Origin of the sequence: Chryseobacterium sp. SSA4.19 (assembly GCF_022601875.1) — a bacterium.
GTDB lineage: Bacteria > Bacteroidota > Bacteroidia > Flavobacteriales > Weeksellaceae > Chryseobacterium.
In genome coordinates this window covers 12,885-31,953 of record NZ_JAKVIP010000010.1, presented here as the reverse complement: position 1 = coordinate 31,953, position 19,069 = coordinate 12,885, and the positions used below count along the sequence as shown (strand labels likewise).

The following is a 19,069-nucleotide window of genomic DNA, read 5'->3' as shown; positions in this document are numbered from 1 at the left end:
TTTTATTTTTTCTGACTTAAAATATACGCTACCATTTTTTTTGCCTCTTCTCTTGAGACCTGAGGATGGGCAGACATCGGAACACTTCCCCAGACGCCACTTCCGCCTTCGATAATCTTGGAAGCCAGCATCTCAGAATCTTTATCAGAATACTTCCCTGCTATTTGCTGATAGGAAGGCCCCACCATCTTTTCGCTCACGGAATGACAGCCGGAACAATCCAATGATTCAATGATCTGCTCGCCGGAAATATTTGTTTTTACAGGTCCGGAACCAACAGAAGTTTCAGATGAAGAAGTCCCTTCAGCAGGATTGCCTTTTTGGGAACAGGATAAAAACAGCAAAGCGGTACATCCTGTCAAAAACAATTTTTTCATCTTATTTTGTAAGCGTATCTGCTTTTGCCTGGTTAGCAGGAACTGATACTGCAGCATTAACATCAGCTTCAGGCTTATTACGTGTTGTTGCGCTGGAGTCCACTACAGTAGGTGCATCAGGTTCAGGTAACATCGTGTTGCTGTCCTGTAAATCATGATCAGGCTTTTTTGTGCAGCTTACTGCCAGTAAACCTCCGATAAATGCAATTGCTAATACTTTTTTCATTTCTAATAAATAATTTAGGCAAAAATATAAAAAATAAATGTTAAAGCTTATGACCTCTCTTGTTTTGCAAGCTTTTTCATTGAAAAAAATCCTTCAAACTTAAATATGAATCATCTCGTTCAGTTTTAACTAAATCAACAGATCAGGTATATATTGTTATTGGAATTTATGTTGGCCCCTGCATTTTTTTATCTTTTTTATTTTTTATATTAAAAAATTATCTACATTTGTCCCATGTTTACTAACAGCAATAACATATGGTGGTGGCTTTCATACTCTTCGTCGGGTCTGAGGCTATTGTCGTGCTGTTAATTCATCTTAACCAGAAATAATAAAAGCAATATAATAAAAAGACTTTGACGTATACCGTTGAAGTCTTTTTTATTTATACCAATTTAAAATATGATGTTCAGTAAAAAAATAAAAATAAAAACCGTTTCGAAAAAAACACTGGCAGACCTGCAGGCTCCAATGAGCATCTATCTGCAGATCCGTGATAAATTCAGGGATACCATTTTACTGGAAAGTTCCGACGCAAAAAATATGGATAACAATTTTTCATTTATCGCGATTAATGCAATTGCTGGAATTGAAATCAAAAATGTAACGGAATATGAAGTAAAGTTCCCCAATGAGGATCCTGTAAAGCATTTAATCGGCAATAATAAAATAACAGAGGTCTTAGATCAATTTTCGTATGCTTTCGAACGTAAAAAAACACACGATCCTATAGAAGAAACTGCCCAAAGCCTTTTCGGGTATACAAGCTTTGAAGCCGTACAGTTTTTCGAAAACCTCACCTTTAAACCTCAGAGCCCGGAAGTTGAAATCCCGATTCTCCGTTACAGGCTGTATCAATATGTAATCGCTATCAATCATCATAATGATGAAATGCATATTATAGAAAACCAGATTGAAGGATTAAAATCTGAGCTTTACCTGCTGGAAAGTATGATGAAAAACCGTAATGCCGTAATTTACCCTTTTGAAAAAAACGGAGCCGAGACTTCAAATCTTACGGATGAGGAGTATATGGGACTTGTAGAAACAGCCCGTAAACACTGTATGCGAGGTGACGTTTTTCAATTGGTGCTGAGCAGAAGGTTTGAGCAGAAGTTCAAAGGTGATGAATTCAATGTATACCGTGCTTTACGAAACATCAATCCTTCCCCTTATCTTTTCTTTTTTGATTATGGGAATTATAAACTTTTTGGGTCCAGCCCGGAAAGCCAGCTGATTATTAAAGATAACAAAGTCATCATTCATCCTATTGCCGGAACATTTAAAAGAACAGGGCATTTTGATACCGACCTCCAGTCCATTGAAGATTTAAAAAATGATCCTAAAGAAAATGCAGAACATACCATGCTTGTAGATCTGGCCAGAAATGACCTGGGAAAGCTGGGCCGCAACGTTAGCGTCACCAGGCTAAAAGAAATCCAGCTGTTTTCCCATGTTATCCATATGGTCAGTGAAGTTACTGCTGATTTGCAGGAAAATACGAAGCCCTTTGAAATGATTGCTGCTACTTTCCCGCAGGGAACTTTAAGCGGAGCCCCAAAACATAGAGCTTTACAGCTGATTGACCAGTACGAGAAAGATTCCCGCGGATATTATGGAGGCTGTATCGGAATGATCGGATTAAACGGAACCTGCAACCAGGCCATTATGATCCGGACTTTTCTAAGCAAAAACAATACACTGTATTATCAGGCAGGCGCAGGCTTAGTGGCAAAATCCGATCCTAAAAGTGAACTGCAGGAAGTCAATAACAAACTGAATGCTCTGAAAAAGGCTGTAGAAAAAGCTGAAAAGCTGGTTAAAACCCATTAATAAATAAACAATGAACAATAAAATACAAACTGCCAAAGTCCTGGTTTTTGACAATTATGACAGCTTTACCTACAATCTGGTACAGATTATAGAAAGAGTACTGAACACTAAAGTGGATGTGGTAAAAAATGACGAAATCTCTCTGGATGATATTGACAACTATGATAAAATTGTATTGTCTCCAGGCCCGGGAATTCCGGAAGAAGCAGGAATTTTACTGGAGGTCATTAAAAAATATGCTCCTACGAAAAGCATATTAGGCGTATGCCTTGGGCAGCAGGCTATTGCAGAAGCATTTGGAGGAAGCCTGATCAACCTTTCAGAAATTTTTCACGGCGTAGCTACTCCTGCTGAACTGGTAAAAGCAGATACTAAAATTTTCAGGAATCTTTCCAACGGGCTTGAAGTAGGACGCTATCACAGCTGGGTGGTTAACCGTGAAGATTTTCCGGATGAGCTGGAAATCACAGCAGTGGACAAAGATGGGATGATCATGGCCTTACAGCATAAAAAATATGATGTACACGGGGTGCAGTTTCATCCGGAAAGCATCTTAACACCTGATGGAGAACTGATCATTAAAAATTTTCTCCTGAATTAATTGTAGAGTCAAAACGTTTATGCTATGAAAGATATCCTGCAATACTTATTCAATCACCATACTTTGTCCAAAGCTGAGGCAAAGGCAATTATGATTGAAATTGCCCAAAATAAATTCAATCCCACGGAAGTTACTGCTTTTATCAGCATTTTCCTGATGCGGAATATCACACTGAAAGAACTTGAAGGCTTTCGGGAAGCACTGCTACAAATGGCTGTTCCTGTCCATATAGATGCAGGTGATGCCATAGATATCGTAGGAACGGGAGGTGACGGCAAAAATACCATCAACATTTCTACTCTTGCCGGTTTTGTTGTGGCCGGAGCAGGACAGAAGGTGACAAAACATGGGAATTATGGTGCTTCGGCCATTACCGGATCATCAAATGTGATGGAAAAATTGGGCTATACCTTTAAAAATGATTCAGCAATGTTGCAGGAAGAGCTTGAAAAAGCCAACATCTGTTTTCTACATGCTCCTTATTTCCATCCTGCGCTTCAGTCTGTCGGAGCATTGAGAAAATCTTTGGGACTGAGAACATTTTTTAACCTTTTGGGTCCTCTTGTGAATCCTGCACAGCCTCAGTTTTCGATGATCGGTATTTATAATCTGGAAATCGCAAGATTATACCAGTACCTGCTTCAAAAAGACGATCGTGATTTCATTCTGGTTCACGGAATGGACGGTTATGATGAAATCAGCCTGACCCATGACAGCAAAATCATTACAAAACATGGTGAAAATATATATTCAGCTGCAGATTTGGGTTTCAATTCAGTAAGTTGCGAGAGCATACAAGCCGCTAAAACGGTTTATGAAACCGCCGGGATTTTCAGGAATATCCTGAGTGGAAAAGGGACTGAGGAGCAGAATTCCGTGGTGTTAGCAAATGCGGCCGTAGCACTTTATCATACGAATAAATTCGGAAGTTATGAAGACTGCACTGCACTGGCTAAAGAAAGTTTATATGGAGGAAATGCTTTAAGGAGCCTGGAAATGCTTTTAAACTGAATTTTAAAATTCAATTTTCTATTTAAATACACAATGAACATACTTGAAAAAATTATACAGCGAAAAAAGGAAGAAGTTTCAGCCTCGAAATCACAAGTTTCTATTCAGCAATTAAAGGATTCCGAATTTTTTGGAAGGAAAACCCAATCTCTGAAAGAAAGCATACAGACAAAAAGCGGAATTATTGCGGAGTTTAAAAGAAAATCGCCGTCAAAAGGCATCATTAATGATAAAATCTCTCCGTTGGAAGTAGTTTCAGCTTATGAGAGTTTCGGAGCAAGCGGGATTTCGATATTAACAGACCAGACCTTTTTCAACGGAAGCATTCAAGATATCGTAAACGTAAGAAAACATATTGTCCTCCCAATCCTCCGAAAAGATTTCATGATTGACGAATACCAACTTTATGAAGCCAAAAGTATAGGAGCAGACGTTATTTTACTCATTGCTTCCTGTCTCTCTCCTTTACAGGTAAAGGACTTTACAGATCTCGCCCACAGCATAGATATGGAAGTTTTACTGGAAATCCATACCACAGAAGAGCTTGGACATTTTAATCCGGATATTGATTTGGCAGGAATCAACAACCGTAATTTAAAAGATTTTAAAGTTGATCTGGAACATTCTGTCAACCTGAAAAACCAGCTTCCGGAAAACGTTTTATCCGTTGCAGAAAGCGGGATCTACAGCATTGAAGATTTCAGGTATTTAAAAGAAAAAGGTTTTGACAGCTTTCTGATGGGTGAATATTTTATGAAAAATGAAAATCCAGGAGAGAAATTCGCTGAATTTGTTTCCAATATAACGGTATAATTTGACCATAAAAAGGACTAGAATGTACGAAGAAAAACACAGGTTGAAACTTAAGGTTTGCGGTTTAACCCAATTGCAACAGATTGATGAATTGATTTCTATGAACACGGATTTTCTGGGATTTATCTTTTATGAAAAATCTCCAAGATATGCTTTAAACCATTTAAGCTTAAGAGAAATTTCAGAAGTTGAACATCCTGGAAAAGTCGGTGTCTTTGTCAATGAAATTTTAGAAAGGATAATAGAAATATCTGAAAAGGCAAATCTTAATTTTATCCAGCTCCACGGCGATGAAAGTAAAGACTTCATTGCTGAACTGAGAAGAAAATTACATCCTGAAATTAAAATAATTAAGGTAATTAGAGTCGGCAATCAAAGTCTACAGGGAAGAAATCTTACAGAGCAGCTGATGAGTTTTTCACTATCGGATATGGATTATTTTCTTTTTGATACGGATTCAAAGGCTTTCGGCGGTACGGGAAAAACGTTCGACTGGAATATCCTGAAAAGTCTTAAAATTCCTCTGCCTTATTTTCTAAGCGGAGGTATTTCAGAAGAAAATATCGGTCATATTAACTCACTGCATACAAAACCATTTGCTGTAGATATCAATTCGAAATTTGAAGCTGTCCCGGGAATTAAAAATACAGAACGGATAAAGTTATTTAAAGAAAAATATACAATACTGTAAAAATGCAGATATGGTTTGCGTGCCTCATCAGTAAAAAATTTAATTATTAATAAAAAAGATGACAATGAATTATAAAAATCCCGACAAAGACGGATATTATGGAGAATTCGGGGGCGCATTCATTCCCGAAATGCTGTATCCGAATGTGGAGCAGTTACAGAAAAGATATCTCGATATTATTGAATCCGATGACTTTCAGCAGGAATATCAGGAACTGTTGAAAAATTACGTTGGCCGTGCAACACCTCTGTATTTTGCAAAAAACTTAAGCCAGAAATATCAGACCCGTATTTATTTAAAAAGAGAAGATTTAAATCACACCGGAGCACACAAAATCAACAATGCTTTAGGTCAGGTTTTGTTGGCAAAACGTCTTGGAAAACACAGAATTATCGCTGAAACCGGAGCCGGGCAGCACGGTGTTGCAACAGCAACTGCCTGTGCCTTATTGGGCTTGGAATGCATTGTTTACATGGGAGAAATTGATATTGCAAGACAGGCTCCCAATGTCGGAAGAATGAAAATGCTTGGGGCAGAAGTCATTCCGGCGACTTCAGGCTCAAAAACTTTGAAAGATGCCGTGAATGAAGCACTAAGAGACTGGATTAATAACTCAGAAACAACCCATTACGTGATCGGAAGTGTAGTCGGTCCACATCCTTTTCCCGATCTGGTAGCGAGATTCCAGAGTATTATTTCCAAAGAGATCAGAGAACAGCTTTTTGAACAGACCGGACAACAAAACCCTGATTACGTGATTGCCTGTGTGGGTGGCGGAAGCAATGCTGCCGGAGCTTTCTATCATTTTGTCAATGAAAAACATGTACAACTGATTGCTGCTGAAGCAGGCGGTTTCGGGATATATTCCGGAATGTCTGCGGCAACAACTTTTTTAGGGACTTTAGGGATTCTTCACGGCAGCAAAAGCCTCGTGATGCAGACAAAAGACGGCCAGATTATTGAGCCTCATTCCATTTCTGCAGGTTTGGATTACCCCGGAATCGGGCCTTTTCATGCCAATCTCTTTAAAGAAAAGCGAGCAGCATTTTTCAGCATTAATGATGATGAAGCTTTAACGGCAGCTTTTGGACTTACTAAATCAGAAGGGATTATTCCTGCTTTGGAAAGTGCACATTCATTGGCTGTTTTGGATAAGAAAAAATTTAATGAAAATGATATTGTTGTGATCTGCCTGAGTGGTCGTGGTGACAAGGATATGGAAATGTATTTGAAAAATTTATAAAATGTAAAAAGTATCCATGCAAAATGATTTTAAGTGCATCAATACATTTTACATCATACGTTAATACAATAACTATGAAAAAACTAAACATCTATTTCACCGCAGGAATCCCTCAATTGGAAGATACGGCAGATATTATACAGCTGATCCAGGATTCGGGTGCAGACATGATGGAAATAGGAATGCCGTATTCGGATCCTGTAGCAGACGGCCCCGTTATCCAGAGAGCTCATGAACAGGCTTTAAACAACGGAATGACTATTGAAAAACTGTTTTCCCAATTAAAATCTGTAAAGAATGAAATCAGGATCCCGGTTATCTTAATGGGATATGTTAACCCGGTCTTAAGTTTCGGTTTTGAAAATTTCTGCAGGGAATGTTCAGAAAGCGGTGTTTCGGGATTGATCATTCCCGATTTGCCCCCGATTGAATTTGAAAAAAATTATCAGAAAACATTGGAAAAATACCATCTGAATTTTACCTTTCTAGTTACTCCTGAAACTTCCGACGAAAGAATTCTGTATCTGGATTCAATAAGCTCAGGATTTCTCTACGCAGTAAGTTCCTCATCTACAACCGGAAATACAAACACCATATTGAAAAACGAAGAATATCTTTCAAGGCTTGCCGCTCTTCCGCTGAAAAATCCGGTGATGATCGGTTTCGGGATTAAATCTAAAAAAGATTTTGAAAGCGTGACCGAAAAAGCCGACGGCGGAATTATCGGAACTGCTTTCGTTAATATTCTTATGAATAATAAAGACTGGAAGATAAATGCCATAGATTTTATTCATTCCGTGAAAAATTAAAAATCACTAAATTTGCATGTTAATAAAAGGTCATGAATACACATCAGAATAAAGTCGTAGCATTTGAAGATTTAGGCATCAAGGAATATCAGCCGGCTTGGGATTATCAGGAACAGCTGATGAAAAATATCATTGATACCAAAATCAAAAACCGTGACCTGCCTGCCGATCAGCATCTTATAACACCTAACCATTTTTTGTTGGTAGAGCATCCACATGTGTATACCCTTGGAAAAAGCGGACATGAAGAAAATATGCTCGCCGGAATGGATCAGTTAAAAGAAATCGATGCTACTTTTGTAAAAGTAAACCGCGGCGGTGATATTACCTATCACGGGTACGGACAGATTGTAGGCTACCCTATTCTTGATCTTGAAAATTTCTTTACGGACATTCATAAATACATGAGAAACCTCGAAGAAGTCATCATCAGAACCATCGCAGACTATGGATTAAAAGGTGAACGTTCCCCCGGAGAAACGGGCGTATGGCTGGATGTGGGAAAACCGTATGCAAGAAAAATCTGTGCGATGGGCGTGAAAGCTTCACGCTGGGTGACACTGCATGGTTTTGCTTTGAACGTGAATACCGATATGCGCTATTTTGAATACATTATTCCATGCGGAATCAAAGATAAGCAGGTAACTTCCCTGAAAAGAGAGCTTGAAAGAGAACTTACGCCCGAGGAAATGGAAGATATCAAAACGAAGATCAGAAAGCATTTTGAGGAAGTTTTTGAGGCGGAATTGGTGTGAAATCTTAACAAAAAATATATTTAAATGATATAAAATCTGTTTCTATTGAGATGGGTTTTTTTATTAATTTAACTGTACACTCTCCATCTTCAAACAATCCACATTGCATAATTTATAGCTAATTGAATGAACAATCATATGTCGTGCAAAAATGTTATGCCAGAATAGTAAGTAAGAAAATTATTCAATTTATTGAGAAATAAAATAGTTCATGACAATTTTTAATGATATTTTTGAGCTTAAAAAACTCAATTAAATAAATTCATGAAGAAAGTAATTTTACTATTTGGTATTTTTATCTTAGAATTTGTATCAGCTCAGGATTCGGAAAAGATACATTTTGATGAAAAATACAAAAAGGAGTATCAGGGAAAAACAAAAATAGAAATTGATGAAACCAAAGAATTGCTTCACATTATGATTGCAATGACAGAGGTAGGTCTTGAAAATGATGATATGGTAGAACAGAAGGGAAAATATTATCAGGACGTTCTTCAGCATTTTAAAAAGTTTAAAGACGAAAAAATTATTGTCAAGTTTGATTCAATTATTAAGGTAAATCCTACCAATTATGTATTTCTTACGGGAAATGCAATAAGCCATGAATTTAAAGATGATCATCTGGTTCCTGATAAAAATTTTATGTTTCCAATGAAAGAAGTTTCTTCTCATACAAAAATTACTGTTAACCCTATAGTTACTTATAAAAAAGAAATTGAAGATTTTGCAAAAAAAACAAACTTCAGACGATTTTATAAAAATCAAACCCCTTATTATAAAACTATTATTAAAGAATATAACCAACAAGCTAATCTGGAACAACAATGGGAATGGCTGGAGAAAGCATTTAATACGAAAGTAAACAGCTATCTTATTTTTTGTTCACCTCTAATTAATGGGCTGAACTATACAAGCACTTATGATAATAATTATTTCAAGCAGATTATAATGGTGCTCCCTCCTGTCTCAAAAGAAAAAAATTTCAGTGAAAAACAGAATATCGTTTTCAATACTAGAATTATGTTTACCGAGATTGATCATAATTACGTTTCGGGCCCAACAAAAAAATATGCAAAAGAAATTGATAACGCTTTGAAGGAAAGAGAAAAGTGGGTAAACACCAAACAGGAAGGTACCCAATACTATCCTACTCCTGAAAGAGTTTTTGATGAATATATGACGTACGGCGTATTTTATCTTTTCTGCAATGACAAATTTAAAGATGATCAAAGCATAATCAACTATGCTTATAATGATCTCAATGCATTGATGAAAGACAGAGGCTTTCCAAAAATGAAAGAATTTAATAATGCTTTATTGACATTCAGAAAAAAATATCCCAATAAGAAAATAGATGATTGGTATCCTGAATTTATTGAATCATGTAGCCAGTTATGAATAAAGAGTCCGTCTCACTAGTTGTGAGACGGACTTTTTTTATGATTTTTTTCGACCTCCTGTCGGAGAATGATTTTGCACAGTCGATTCTCAACCAACATCATTTAGTTGTGAGACTGAATCTTTTATCTCCAATATCCAAAAATTAAGGTCATTTTAATTTTTAAAATAAATTTAACAAAATTAAATTGCACGCAATTTAATTTGGCAATATATTTGCATCATAGAATTCAATTAAAATAATATACAATGTCATTAATAGAAGATTTGAACTGGAGATATGCGGTAAAAGCATATGATCCTACAAAAAAAGTATCAGAAGAAGATGTAAATAAAATTCTGGAAGCTGCAAGGTTGGCTCCTACTTCCTCCGGACTTCAGCCATTCCGTGTTGTGGTAGTAGAAAATCAGGAATTGAAAGAAAAAATGGTTAAGGGTGCTTTAAACCCTGAAGTGATGAGAGACAGTTCCCATGTTTTGGTTTTTGCAGCCTGGGACAGCTATTCTGATGAAAAAATCGATGAAGTATATGATTATCATACCGATGTAAGAGATTTGCCGAGAGGCCGTTTCGGAAGCTACACTGATAAACTTAAGGAAATTTATGGTGGCCAGACTCCCGAAGAACATTTTGCCCACACAGCAAGACAGACGTATATTGCATTAGGCCTTGCCATGGCCCAGGCAGCAGAACTGAAAGTTGATACCACTCCTGCAGAAGGCTTCAGCAATGAAATCATTGACGAGATCCTGAACTTAAAGGAACTGGGACTAAAAAGTGTTTCACTTTTATACATGGGATACAGAGATGCTGAAAACGACTGGCTTTCCAATATGAAAAAGGTTAGAATTCCCATGGAAGAATTTATCATCAGGAAATAATATTTTCACCTCATATTTTTAATTATGAAAAATCAAAACCCACCCAGATTAGGAAACCAGCTTTGTTTTCCGCTGTATGTGATCGCAAAGGAAATCACAGGACTGTACCGTCCTTTTCTTGATGAGCTTGACATTACCTACCCTCAGTATCTGGTGATGATGGTTTTGTGGGAAAACGATGGACTGACTGTCAACCAGATTGGTGAAAAATTATATCTTGACAGCGGTACTCTGACTCCTCTTTTAAAAAGGCTTGAGAAAAAGGCTTTTATCATAAGAAAAAGAAAAAAAGAAGATGAAAGGGTGGTTCAGATATTTCTGGATGAGGCAGGAAGTCAGTTAAAACAAAAATCCTGTGAAATCCCCGGTAAGATTCAGAAAAAACTGAATCTGGAGGAAGAAGATCTGGCAGAACTCAAAGAAACTATACAGAAAATATTAAACAAAATAGAAAAATAATGAAAACTTTATATACAACAAAAGTAACCGCAACAGGCGGAAGAAATGGCCATGTGAAAAGCGAAACCGGAATTCTGGACCTGGACGTTAAAATGCCTAAAGCATTAGGCGGTGCCAATGATGATTTCACCAATCCTGAAATGCTCTTTGCTGCAGGATATTCTGCATGTTTTGACAGTGCACTGAACAGGGTCATCAGTCTATCCAAAGTAAAAACGGGAGAAACTAGCGTAACAGCGGATGTCAGCATCGGGCAGCTGGAAAACGGAGGTTTCGGATTAGCGGTTGAACTTGAGGTGAATATTCCTGAAGTTACCCTGGAAGAAGCCCAGTCACTGACCGAAAAAGCTCATGAAATTTGTCCGTATTCTAATGCAACGAGAAATAATATTGAGGTGAAGCTTTCGGTAACGAATCATTAAGCTCAGTACAACAATTAATTATATAATCTGTTTCTTTTTGGAAACAGATTTTTTTATTGACATATGTTATAACATACTCGTAATTTAAGCAAAAGTTATCCTTCAGAGCTTATTGGCTTATGATTTTAAGGGATTAATCATTAATTTTGTATTTAAATTCTCTCCTGCTAAATTTCATATTTACATTACATGCCCAGATTAAAAACAGTTGCTTTCACCATTATGATGTGCGTATTTTTAAATGCATATTCACAAAACACCTATGCTTTTTTCGGCTCGTTCAACCGGGATAAAAATACAGAAGGAATCTACGTCTACAAGTTGGATACAGTCAGTGGAAAGTTATCAAAGGTTACTGCTGTGAAAGGTATTTTAAACCCGTCATTTCTCACAGTATCTCCGGATGGAAAATATGTGTTTGCCTGTACAGAAAGCAAAACCAAGAATGCCGGAAGCGTAAGCAGTTTTAAATTTGACCCTGAACATCAAACGCTTACTTATATCAACAGCCAGAAAAGCGGTGGCGAAAATCCTGTATATGTATCCGTTCATAGAAACGGAAAATGGCTGGTTAACGCGAATTATACAGAAGGAAGTGTTACCGTATATCCTGTTTCGGAAAAAGGCTTTATCCAGCCGGGCGTACAAAATTTCCACTTTTCAGAAGGCAGTATTAATCCCGACAGACAGGATCGCTCTCATATTCATGCTGCTGTATTTTCGCCGGATTTCCATTACCTCTTTTTACCGGACCTGGGAGCTGATAAAATCAGGACTTATGTCTTCGCTAGTGAAGATGACAAGCCGTTGCATATCCAGGAGCCATCTTTCAATAAAACTACTCCAGGAAGCGGCCCCAGGCATTTTATTTTTCACCCAAACGGAAAGTCTGCCTACTGCATTGAAGAAATGGGAGGAGCAGTAAGTGTATATTCGTACGAAAACGGGAAGCTGGATGCGCTTCAAAGAATCAATACTCACTCTAAAAAATATAAAGACGATTTTGAAAGTTCAGATATTCACATTTCTCCTGACGGAAAATTTCTCTATGCTTCAAACCGCGGAATAGAAAACAACATTGCCATTTTTTCGATTGAGAATAATGGAACTTTGAAAAACATCGGCTACCAATCCGTCAAAGGAAAACACTCACGGGTTTTCGGTCTTGATCCCGGCGGAAAGTTCCTTATTGCGACCAATGCCGGAACCAATAATGTCGTCGTGTTCAGACGGAATGCAGAAACAGGTCTGTTAAAAAAAGTGGGTAAGAAGATTAAAATAAAGAGTGTTTCCTGTGTAAAGATCAGAAAATATTAATAACGTTATTTCGTAGAGTCAACTTTTATAAAAGCATCTTCTTTTTCATACAAGTCGTTTTTGTCTTTTTCTTTTTTATTCGAAATTAAAATTCCGGAAAGATGGTCGATTTCATGCTGGAAAATTACCGCTGTGAAGCCTTCCACAATTTCAGAATGTTTCTTTCCCTGCAGATCGACATATTCTAACTGAATAACCTTGCTTCTGTAAAACTGGTCTCTGAAATCAGGAATTGACAGGTCACCTTCCGGACCGAGATTCTGCAGCTCGGATTTCCAGGTAATAATAGGATTGATACAATATTCCAACGGGGCATTTTCTTTATCAAACCGTTGTACCCAGATTACCTTTCGGTTGATGCCTACCTGCGGTGCGGCAATTCCTACACCTCCATCGGTTGAAAGAAGCGACTGCTTCATCCTGTCGACCAAGACAGCCGTATTTTTGTCAAGCGGATCAATTTCTGTAGAAAAGCTTAATAAAGTTTCATGCTGATGTTCATCTGTAGTCTGATAGATTGGTAATGCTGATGTTGTATCGCCACTATTGATCAGCGAAATCTCATGCTGTGTTAATTGCTGCGCGCAGAGAGTACTGATGAAAAAAATGAACAGAAAAGTAAGTATTTTCATGGGATTCTTTATATCACAAAGGGTAAATAATATAACTGATGAATGTTTTCAATAAAAATGGAAGGCAAAAGTAGGAACAGCGATGAGCCTAAATCTTAATAGGTTTTCGTCATATCCGCCGGAATAATCAGATTAAAATCAGTAGGCTTATACTCTTTTTCCGGAACTTTTAATTCCGGGTCTTCCGATTCAAAGACAGAAATCACTGCCATTTTCAGGTTCGGGTTCTTTTGTCTGATATACCAGTAAATTCCGCCGAATTCTTTACTGTGATAATTTCCGTTGTAATGGATAAATGTTTGTCCGGTTTTTATATTTTTTAAAATAGATTCTGCCATGGTTGCATCTTTAATGGCCTGTGCAGCAATAAAATTCATGGTTTTGGTGCCGTCAGCGTGATCTCCCATCATGGCTTTCATTTCAGGGTATCCCGGAGTGTCGAGAGTTACTTTAATCGGTAACCGAGCTATATAGGTCTTATCTTTCTCCGGCAGATTATTGAGAGATTCCAATCCTTCTTTGGCAGTTTGGGAAGCATATCTCCTCGGAACATTCGTGGCAATAAAAGAGAGTTTCTTTGCTTTTGCGAAATCTACCAACGGCTTGTAATCGGTTGGGAAATTATTCCACAAACGTGCTGAATCTTTAAATGCCTTGGCATCGAACTTCCCGCTGAGATAATTGTTAAGCTGCGGCTGATTATCCCGTTCAAACATTTCGGCACCCAAAATAAGCTGTCCTTTTTTCTTCTGATATAGACCTTCCGTAATCTTTAGCTGGAGCCAGTGATTAATCGAACTGTTATGGTTTTCTCCAAAAAAGACGACATCATAATCTGCTAATTCGCTGATCAGTTTTTCCGTTTTTATTTCTTTTCCTTTCTGATTGTAAAACCGGAAGGCTTTAAGATCCTGTGCATGCAAGGAGTAAAAGCTCACAAACAATATGGTGATGAGGATATTTTTCATTTTTATCTGATTTGAAATAGGATAGTGTTGAACTTACAAAATTACGTGTAGATTTTTAAAAGTATACTATTATTGACACATTAGATTTTTTTAAGTGACATACCTTGAAAACAGAAGAACACGTAAGCTTTGAAAATCTTTGATCTTCTGAATGACCTCTATTATTGAGTTTTGGTTTTCGTGTATTAAGCTTACTTTACTTTTACCAAAAAGCCGCCCTGCAAAAATACAAAACGGCTTCTGAAATTAATCTAACTATTTATTTTTCAAGGTCTGCTACGAGATCTTTCCATTCCTGAAGCTCAGGGATTCCGGGTTTTCTTTTTCCGAAGAACTGAACGATAAAATCACCTTCTTTATTGAACACTTCGATAGCAGTCACCTCGCCGTCTTCCGTCAGTTTTTTCACAATCCACGCTTCAGCGATTTTCGTTACATCCAGGTGTAAATTGAAATCAGGATCCATTACATTGAACCACTGCTGATGCCAAAGCGTTTTCTTTACATTTCCTGTATGGATCTGGATGATCCCTCTGTTTCCTACAAAGATCATGATCGGAAGCTGTTTTTCAGAAGCATCTTCCAGCACATTGACAACTTTGGAATTATCGATTTTCTTTGCAAAACCTTCGGGAGCCAGTCTCAAGGCCTGAGTTCTGCTTACCCCGAATTTTCTGGTCATCATGAAGAAATCATGTGTATCTTTTAATGAAGTCCAGGCATTTTGGAAACCTTCCACATCAATTTCAGAATCTGCTTTTTCAGGTGCTTTAGCGGCAATCGTTTCAAGTTCACAAGCCTGATTCTGATCATCTGCTTTAAATTTCTCAACCATGGTATCGAAAGCGGCTTCATGACTGTCTTTGGTGAGATAAATCTTATGAAGAGCCAGTCCGTCTTTCCCGAAAAACTGAAGACTTTTTCTGTCTCCTTCCACTACGGCAAAAGCGAATTTCCAGTGGTTCAGGAAAATTCTCAGATCAATGTCTTCCCCAACGAAAAGCTGGGCATGCGGGCTGCTGAAATCTCCGTTCAGGTAGGTTCCTTTTCTTTCATGTACACATTCTTCATTGCGCGTAAGAGCCATTACTTTTCCCAGCTGTTCAGCCTCCGTTAAAATATCCTGAAAATCCGGTCTCAGCACCGTTACCCCTTCCCCTATATTCGTTGCCAGCAATTCTGCTTCGCTTACCCCAAATTCAGCTGCCGCATTTCTGATTCTCACATGTGGATTTTCAGCTTTAAGAGCTTCCCATTTTTCCTTTAGATTGTTTACTAATGTGCTCATTATTTTATTTTTTAATGGTCAAAATTGTATAAATTCTATGTATTGTTTGATCTTCTGTTTTGCTTTTCACCTGTTCCTCTCTATCCGAAATTTTCATTCTTTTAAAAAGGCTTCCGGAAACCGTTTCTTCCATTTCGTCGGTATTATAAAGTGTAAAACCAAATTGCGTGAAAGGAAGTTTTTCCATGAAATCCCTTTGCCCGAAAGTGAGCACAAAGGTTCCGTTGTCTTTCATTACCCTGTAAATTTCATCTAAATACTCAACAGGATTTTCCCAGAAATACACGGTGTTTACTGTTACTATTTTGTCAAAGGTTTTATCGGCAAAAGGAAGTTTTTCCCCTTCATACCATACAAAATCCGCTTGGTGCTGGTATTCCTGATTTAACCTTTTGGCTTCAAGATGCATGGTTTCGGAAATGTCAATACCTGTATATCTTACACTGCGGGCTTTATCGATAATATATTTAACATGCGCTGCATTGCCATGCCCGATTTCCAGGATTGTTTCATCATCTTCTATCAAAAGTGCATTGATACTTTCCAGAATCATCCCGATATTGGTAGAATGCATCATCTCGCCGGTTTCAATACCTTCTTTACCATGAGGATTGGCTAAATGCTGTGCTAATTTTTTTAAATTTTCTTTTTCCATGCTATCCAAAAATAATCATCGGGTTACCGGTTATCGGATGCGCACAGATGGTACAGGGAAAATTATAGGCATTGCTGATATTTTCAGCGGTAAAAACTTCTTCCGGTGTCCCGAATGCTGTAGCTTTTCCTGATTTCATCAGCAGAATTTTATCTGCATATTGTGCCGCCAGATTAAGATCGTGAAGAACAACAACTGCCGAATTGGTTTTCCCAGTGAATTTCTTAATAATTTCCAGTGCTTTATATTGATGCTTTACATCCAAATTATTTAACGGTTCATCTAGGAACAGAAGCTTATGCGCAATTTCATTCTGTAATTGTGCCATCACTCTGGAAAGATGTACACGTTGTTTCTCTCCGCCTGACAAGGTATTGTATTCTCTTTCCTTTAAATGAAAAACATCGGTTTCATACATCATGCTGTTCATGGCTTCATGGTCTTCCTTTTTTGGCTGTGCATCAAAATATGGGTAACGTCCCATCATCACAACGTCTTTTACTTCCAGCGGAATATCGTTGCTGTTGTGCTGGGAAAATTTCGCTTTATGTTTGGACAATTCCCTTACATCCCAATCCATAATGCTTTTATTTTTAAACAGGATCTTCTGTTCTGTTTTCACTTCATTGGCCAGAATGCTTAGCAGGCTTGATTTTCCGGCTCCGTTCGGACCCACGATGCCTAAAAATTCACCGTATTCCAGTGAAATATCGATCCCGTCCAGAATATGGAATTCTTTATGCCGGTAACTGATCTGATGTGCCCTGATCATGATAACGATTTCTTTGATTTAACCAAAATGGCAATAAAAACAGGGCCTCCCATTAATGCCGTTAAAATACCGATCGGCAATTCTGAAGGTTCTACAATACTCCTGCTGAAGGTATCCGCTGTCAGAAGTAAAATACTTCCGCAAACCGCTGACAGGGGCAGGATAAATGCATAATTTGACTTAAACAGAAGCCTGAGAATATAGGGTACGATAAGGCCGACAAAACCTATCGTTCCTGAAAAAGCCACACAGGTCCCGATCATCAGGGCAGTCATCATGATAATCTGTTTTTTCAGTCTTTCCACATTGATTCCCAGGTGCTGTGCATCTTTTTCACCCAACATCATGGCATTCAGCGCTTTTCCTTTTGGCAAAATCATGCTGTAGGATATCATCAAAACCACTGTCAGGATTATATTTTTTGTCCAGGTGGCACCTGCCAGGCTTCCTAAATTCCAGAAGGTCAGATCTCTCAGCTGCTCATCTTTTGAGATATAAATCAGAAATCCTGTAATCGAAAATCCGATCGCTGTAATCGCAACTCCTGTTAACAGCATCATGACCACATTTGTTTTGCCGCCGCTTGTCGAAATCCTGTACACCAGCATCATGGATAAAAAAGAACCGATGAAAGCAGAGATCCCTACCAGCGAAAACTGTACGGCTTCAGGAAGATACTGCTGAAAATGTCCTCCTAAAACAATCGCAATCGCGGCAAGCAAAGTTGCTCCCGAAGTCAGCCCTATCAGATCTCCCGTTGCCAGAGGGTTTTTAAACAATCCCTGCAGGCCTGTTCCGGATACAGCCAGCATGCTTCCGATCAGGATGGCCATTACAATTCTGGCGGCCCGTACCTCCCATACTACGTATTTGTCACTTAATGATAAGCCAGGATCTGCCTGTATTATTTTGTTTAATATTTCAAATGCTGATTTGCCTCCAAAGTCATATACTCCGGTATTAAGTGACCATACCGCTATTAAAATAAGCAATATGGCACTTATAATCATGTAAAAATATAGTTTACTTGGTGCTTTCAATTAACAGTTTGTTTAATCCTACAGCCGCTTCCCCTAATCTCGGTCCGAAACCTGAAACCAAGCCTCCGTCCATAGCAATGATCTTTTTATTTTTACCGGCATTTGTTTGTGAAACGCCCGGCATTTTCAAAGCACCTTCATTTCCTCCGGCACCCTCAAGCCCGCTGGTAAAGAAAAACAGAACATCCGGATTAGCTTTTACCACCGCTTCAGGCGTTAACGGTTTGAAATCTTCAAAATCATTTACCGCATTTTCGCCGCCTGCCAATTCAATTAATGAAGCCATCGGTGTATTTTTCCCGGATACCATCAGCATCGGGCCTCTTGCATAAATGAATAATACTTTCGGCTTTTTAGCCATCGGTTGGATTTGTTTTAAATCAGCATCAATTTTATCATTAAGCTTCTGGTAATCTGTATTCCCGATCGCTTTGGCCACATCAGCAATTAATTTTTTCGTTCCCCCAACCGTAAATTCCTGCCTGAAAATTTCAGCTTTAATTCCTGATGACCTGATTTTCCCCATCAGCTCAGGATTGATATCTTTATCAGATGCTAAAATAAGGGTTGGGCTTACCGCCATGATTGGTTCAATAGTCATTGATCTCACATGGCCTAAATCTTTGGCTGTAGTTTTCAGAGATTCAGGATAAGTACTTGTAACGTCTGTTCCAACGATTTCTTTTTCGTGGCCTAAAGCAGCAACAATTTCCGTGATCCCGCCATTAAGGGTAACGATCTTATTATTGGATTTGGGAGTTTCCGAGCTGACTTCCGTAGTGTTACCGGTCTTAGTACCTTCTTCTTTTTTGCATGAGTATACTGCAACCAGCATAGACACGGCAAGAATTATTTTTTTCATTGATATACGATTTAT

At 38.1% G+C, this 19,069-nt stretch carries 22 protein-coding genes; 13 read left to right on the top strand and 9 right to left on the bottom strand.

Annotated features, from left to right (window positions below; genetic code table 11):
* Positions 1-2 precede the first annotated feature (2 nt).
* Both MKJ01_RS08730 and MKJ01_RS08725 read right to left on the bottom strand, forming a co-directional pair.
* Complete coding sequence (locus MKJ01_RS08730; protein ID WP_241615203.1) at positions 3-377, bottom strand: c-type cytochrome; 375 nt, start codon at positions 375-377, stop codon at positions 3-5.
* Position 378: 1 nt separating this feature from the next.
* Positions 379-603: a hypothetical protein gene (locus tag MKJ01_RS08725; RefSeq protein WP_241615205.1), complete on the bottom strand. Its 225-nt coding sequence runs from the start codon at positions 601-603 to the stop codon at positions 379-381.
* Positions 604-1,005: 402 nt separating this feature from the next.
* Here MKJ01_RS08725 and MKJ01_RS08720 point away from each other — a divergent pair, with 402 nt between their 5' ends.
* From MKJ01_RS08720 to MKJ01_RS08660, 13 genes are all read left to right on the top strand, one after another.
* Complete coding sequence (locus MKJ01_RS08720) at positions 1,006-2,436, top strand: anthranilate synthase component I family protein (protein ID WP_241615207.1); 1,431 nt, start codon at positions 1,006-1,008, stop codon at positions 2,434-2,436.
* A 10-nt stretch (positions 2,437-2,446) separates the two neighbouring features.
* Positions 2,447-3,037, top strand: a complete 591-nt coding sequence (locus tag MKJ01_RS08715; protein WP_241615208.1) for an aminodeoxychorismate/anthranilate synthase component II — start codon at positions 2,447-2,449, stop codon at positions 3,035-3,037.
* 24 nt (positions 3,038-3,061) lie between these two features.
* Positions 3,062-4,048, top strand: a complete 987-nt coding sequence (gene trpD, locus MKJ01_RS08710) for an anthranilate phosphoribosyltransferase (RefSeq protein ID WP_241615209.1) — start codon at positions 3,062-3,064, stop codon at positions 4,046-4,048.
* Between the two features lie 33 nt (positions 4,049-4,081).
* Positions 4,082-4,861 (top strand): indole-3-glycerol phosphate synthase TrpC, encoded by a 780-nt coding sequence (gene trpC, locus MKJ01_RS08705; protein ID WP_241615211.1) that lies wholly within the window; start codon positions 4,082-4,084, stop codon positions 4,859-4,861.
* Positions 4,862-4,883: 22 nt separating this feature from the next.
* Positions 4,884-5,552, top strand: coding sequence for a phosphoribosylanthranilate isomerase (locus MKJ01_RS08700; protein WP_241615213.1), 669 nt, complete (start codon positions 4,884-4,886; stop codon positions 5,550-5,552).
* Positions 5,553-5,616: 64 nt separating this feature from the next.
* Positions 5,617-6,795 (top strand): tryptophan synthase subunit beta, encoded by a 1,179-nt coding sequence (gene trpB / locus MKJ01_RS08695; protein WP_241632577.1) that lies wholly within the window; start codon positions 5,617-5,619, stop codon positions 6,793-6,795.
* A gap of 74 nt (positions 6,796-6,869) precedes the next feature.
* Positions 6,870-7,604, top strand: coding sequence for a tryptophan synthase subunit alpha (gene trpA / locus MKJ01_RS08690; RefSeq protein ID WP_241615215.1), 735 nt, complete (start codon positions 6,870-6,872; stop codon positions 7,602-7,604).
* Between the two features lie 32 nt (positions 7,605-7,636).
* A complete protein-coding gene (gene lipB, locus MKJ01_RS08685) occupies positions 7,637-8,359 on the top strand; it encodes a lipoyl(octanoyl) transferase LipB (protein ID WP_241615216.1) in 723 nt (240 codons plus the stop codon).
* A gap of 264 nt (positions 8,360-8,623) precedes the next feature.
* On the top strand, positions 8,624-9,757 hold the full coding sequence (locus MKJ01_RS08680) for a DUF4932 domain-containing protein (RefSeq protein WP_241615217.1): 1,134 nt from the start codon (positions 8,624-8,626) through the stop codon (positions 9,755-9,757).
* 249 nt (positions 9,758-10,006) lie between these two features.
* Entirely contained in the window at positions 10,007-10,639 is a 633-nt protein-coding gene (locus MKJ01_RS08675) for an NAD(P)H-dependent oxidoreductase (RefSeq protein WP_241615218.1), read from the top strand.
* A gap of 24 nt (positions 10,640-10,663) precedes the next feature.
* Positions 10,664-11,098, top strand: coding sequence for a MarR family winged helix-turn-helix transcriptional regulator (locus MKJ01_RS08670; protein WP_241615219.1), 435 nt, complete (start codon positions 10,664-10,666; stop codon positions 11,096-11,098).
* A complete protein-coding gene (locus MKJ01_RS08665; protein ID WP_241615220.1) occupies positions 11,098-11,520 on the top strand; it encodes an organic hydroperoxide resistance protein in 423 nt (140 codons plus the stop codon). The genes MKJ01_RS08670 and MKJ01_RS08665 overlap by 1 nt, the downstream gene beginning before the upstream one ends.
* A 189-nt stretch (positions 11,521-11,709) precedes the next feature.
* Complete coding sequence (locus tag MKJ01_RS08660; protein WP_241615221.1) at positions 11,710-12,837, top strand: lactonase family protein; 1,128 nt, start codon at positions 11,710-11,712, stop codon at positions 12,835-12,837.
* A 5-nt stretch (positions 12,838-12,842) separates the two neighbouring features.
* On the opposite strand, the gene MKJ01_RS08655 is transcribed toward MKJ01_RS08660, so the two are convergent.
* The 7 genes from MKJ01_RS08655 to MKJ01_RS08625 form a co-directional block, all read right to left on the bottom strand.
* Complete coding sequence (locus MKJ01_RS08655; protein ID WP_241615223.1) at positions 12,843-13,469, bottom strand: peptide deformylase; 627 nt, start codon at positions 13,467-13,469, stop codon at positions 12,843-12,845.
* Between the two features lie 95 nt (positions 13,470-13,564).
* Entirely contained in the window at positions 13,565-14,437 is an 873-nt protein-coding gene (locus tag MKJ01_RS08650) for a ChaN family lipoprotein (protein ID WP_241615224.1), read from the bottom strand.
* A gap of 259 nt (positions 14,438-14,696) precedes the next feature.
* On the bottom strand, positions 14,697-15,725 hold the full coding sequence (locus tag MKJ01_RS08645) for a hemin-degrading factor (protein WP_241615225.1): 1,029 nt from the start codon (positions 15,723-15,725) through the stop codon (positions 14,697-14,699).
* A gap of 4 nt (positions 15,726-15,729) precedes the next feature.
* Positions 15,730-16,380: a class I SAM-dependent methyltransferase gene (locus MKJ01_RS08640; protein WP_241615227.1), complete on the bottom strand. Its 651-nt coding sequence runs from the start codon at positions 16,378-16,380 to the stop codon at positions 15,730-15,732.
* Between the two features lies 1 nt (position 16,381).
* Positions 16,382-17,152, bottom strand: coding sequence for a heme ABC transporter ATP-binding protein (locus tag MKJ01_RS08635; RefSeq protein WP_241615229.1), 771 nt, complete (start codon positions 17,150-17,152; stop codon positions 16,382-16,384).
* The gene (locus MKJ01_RS08630; protein ID WP_241632575.1) at positions 17,149-18,192 is read right to left on the bottom strand and encodes an iron ABC transporter permease; all 1,044 of its coding nucleotides are present in this window, start codon (positions 18,190-18,192) and stop codon (positions 17,149-17,151) included. The genes MKJ01_RS08635 and MKJ01_RS08630 overlap by 4 nt, the downstream gene beginning before the upstream one ends.
* The gene (locus MKJ01_RS08625; RefSeq protein ID WP_241615231.1) at positions 18,176-19,054 is read right to left on the bottom strand and encodes a hemin ABC transporter substrate-binding protein; all 879 of its coding nucleotides are present in this window, start codon (positions 19,052-19,054) and stop codon (positions 18,176-18,178) included. Before MKJ01_RS08625 ends, MKJ01_RS08630 begins: the two co-directional genes overlap by 17 nt.
* Between the last annotated feature and the right edge of the window lie 15 nt (positions 19,055-19,069).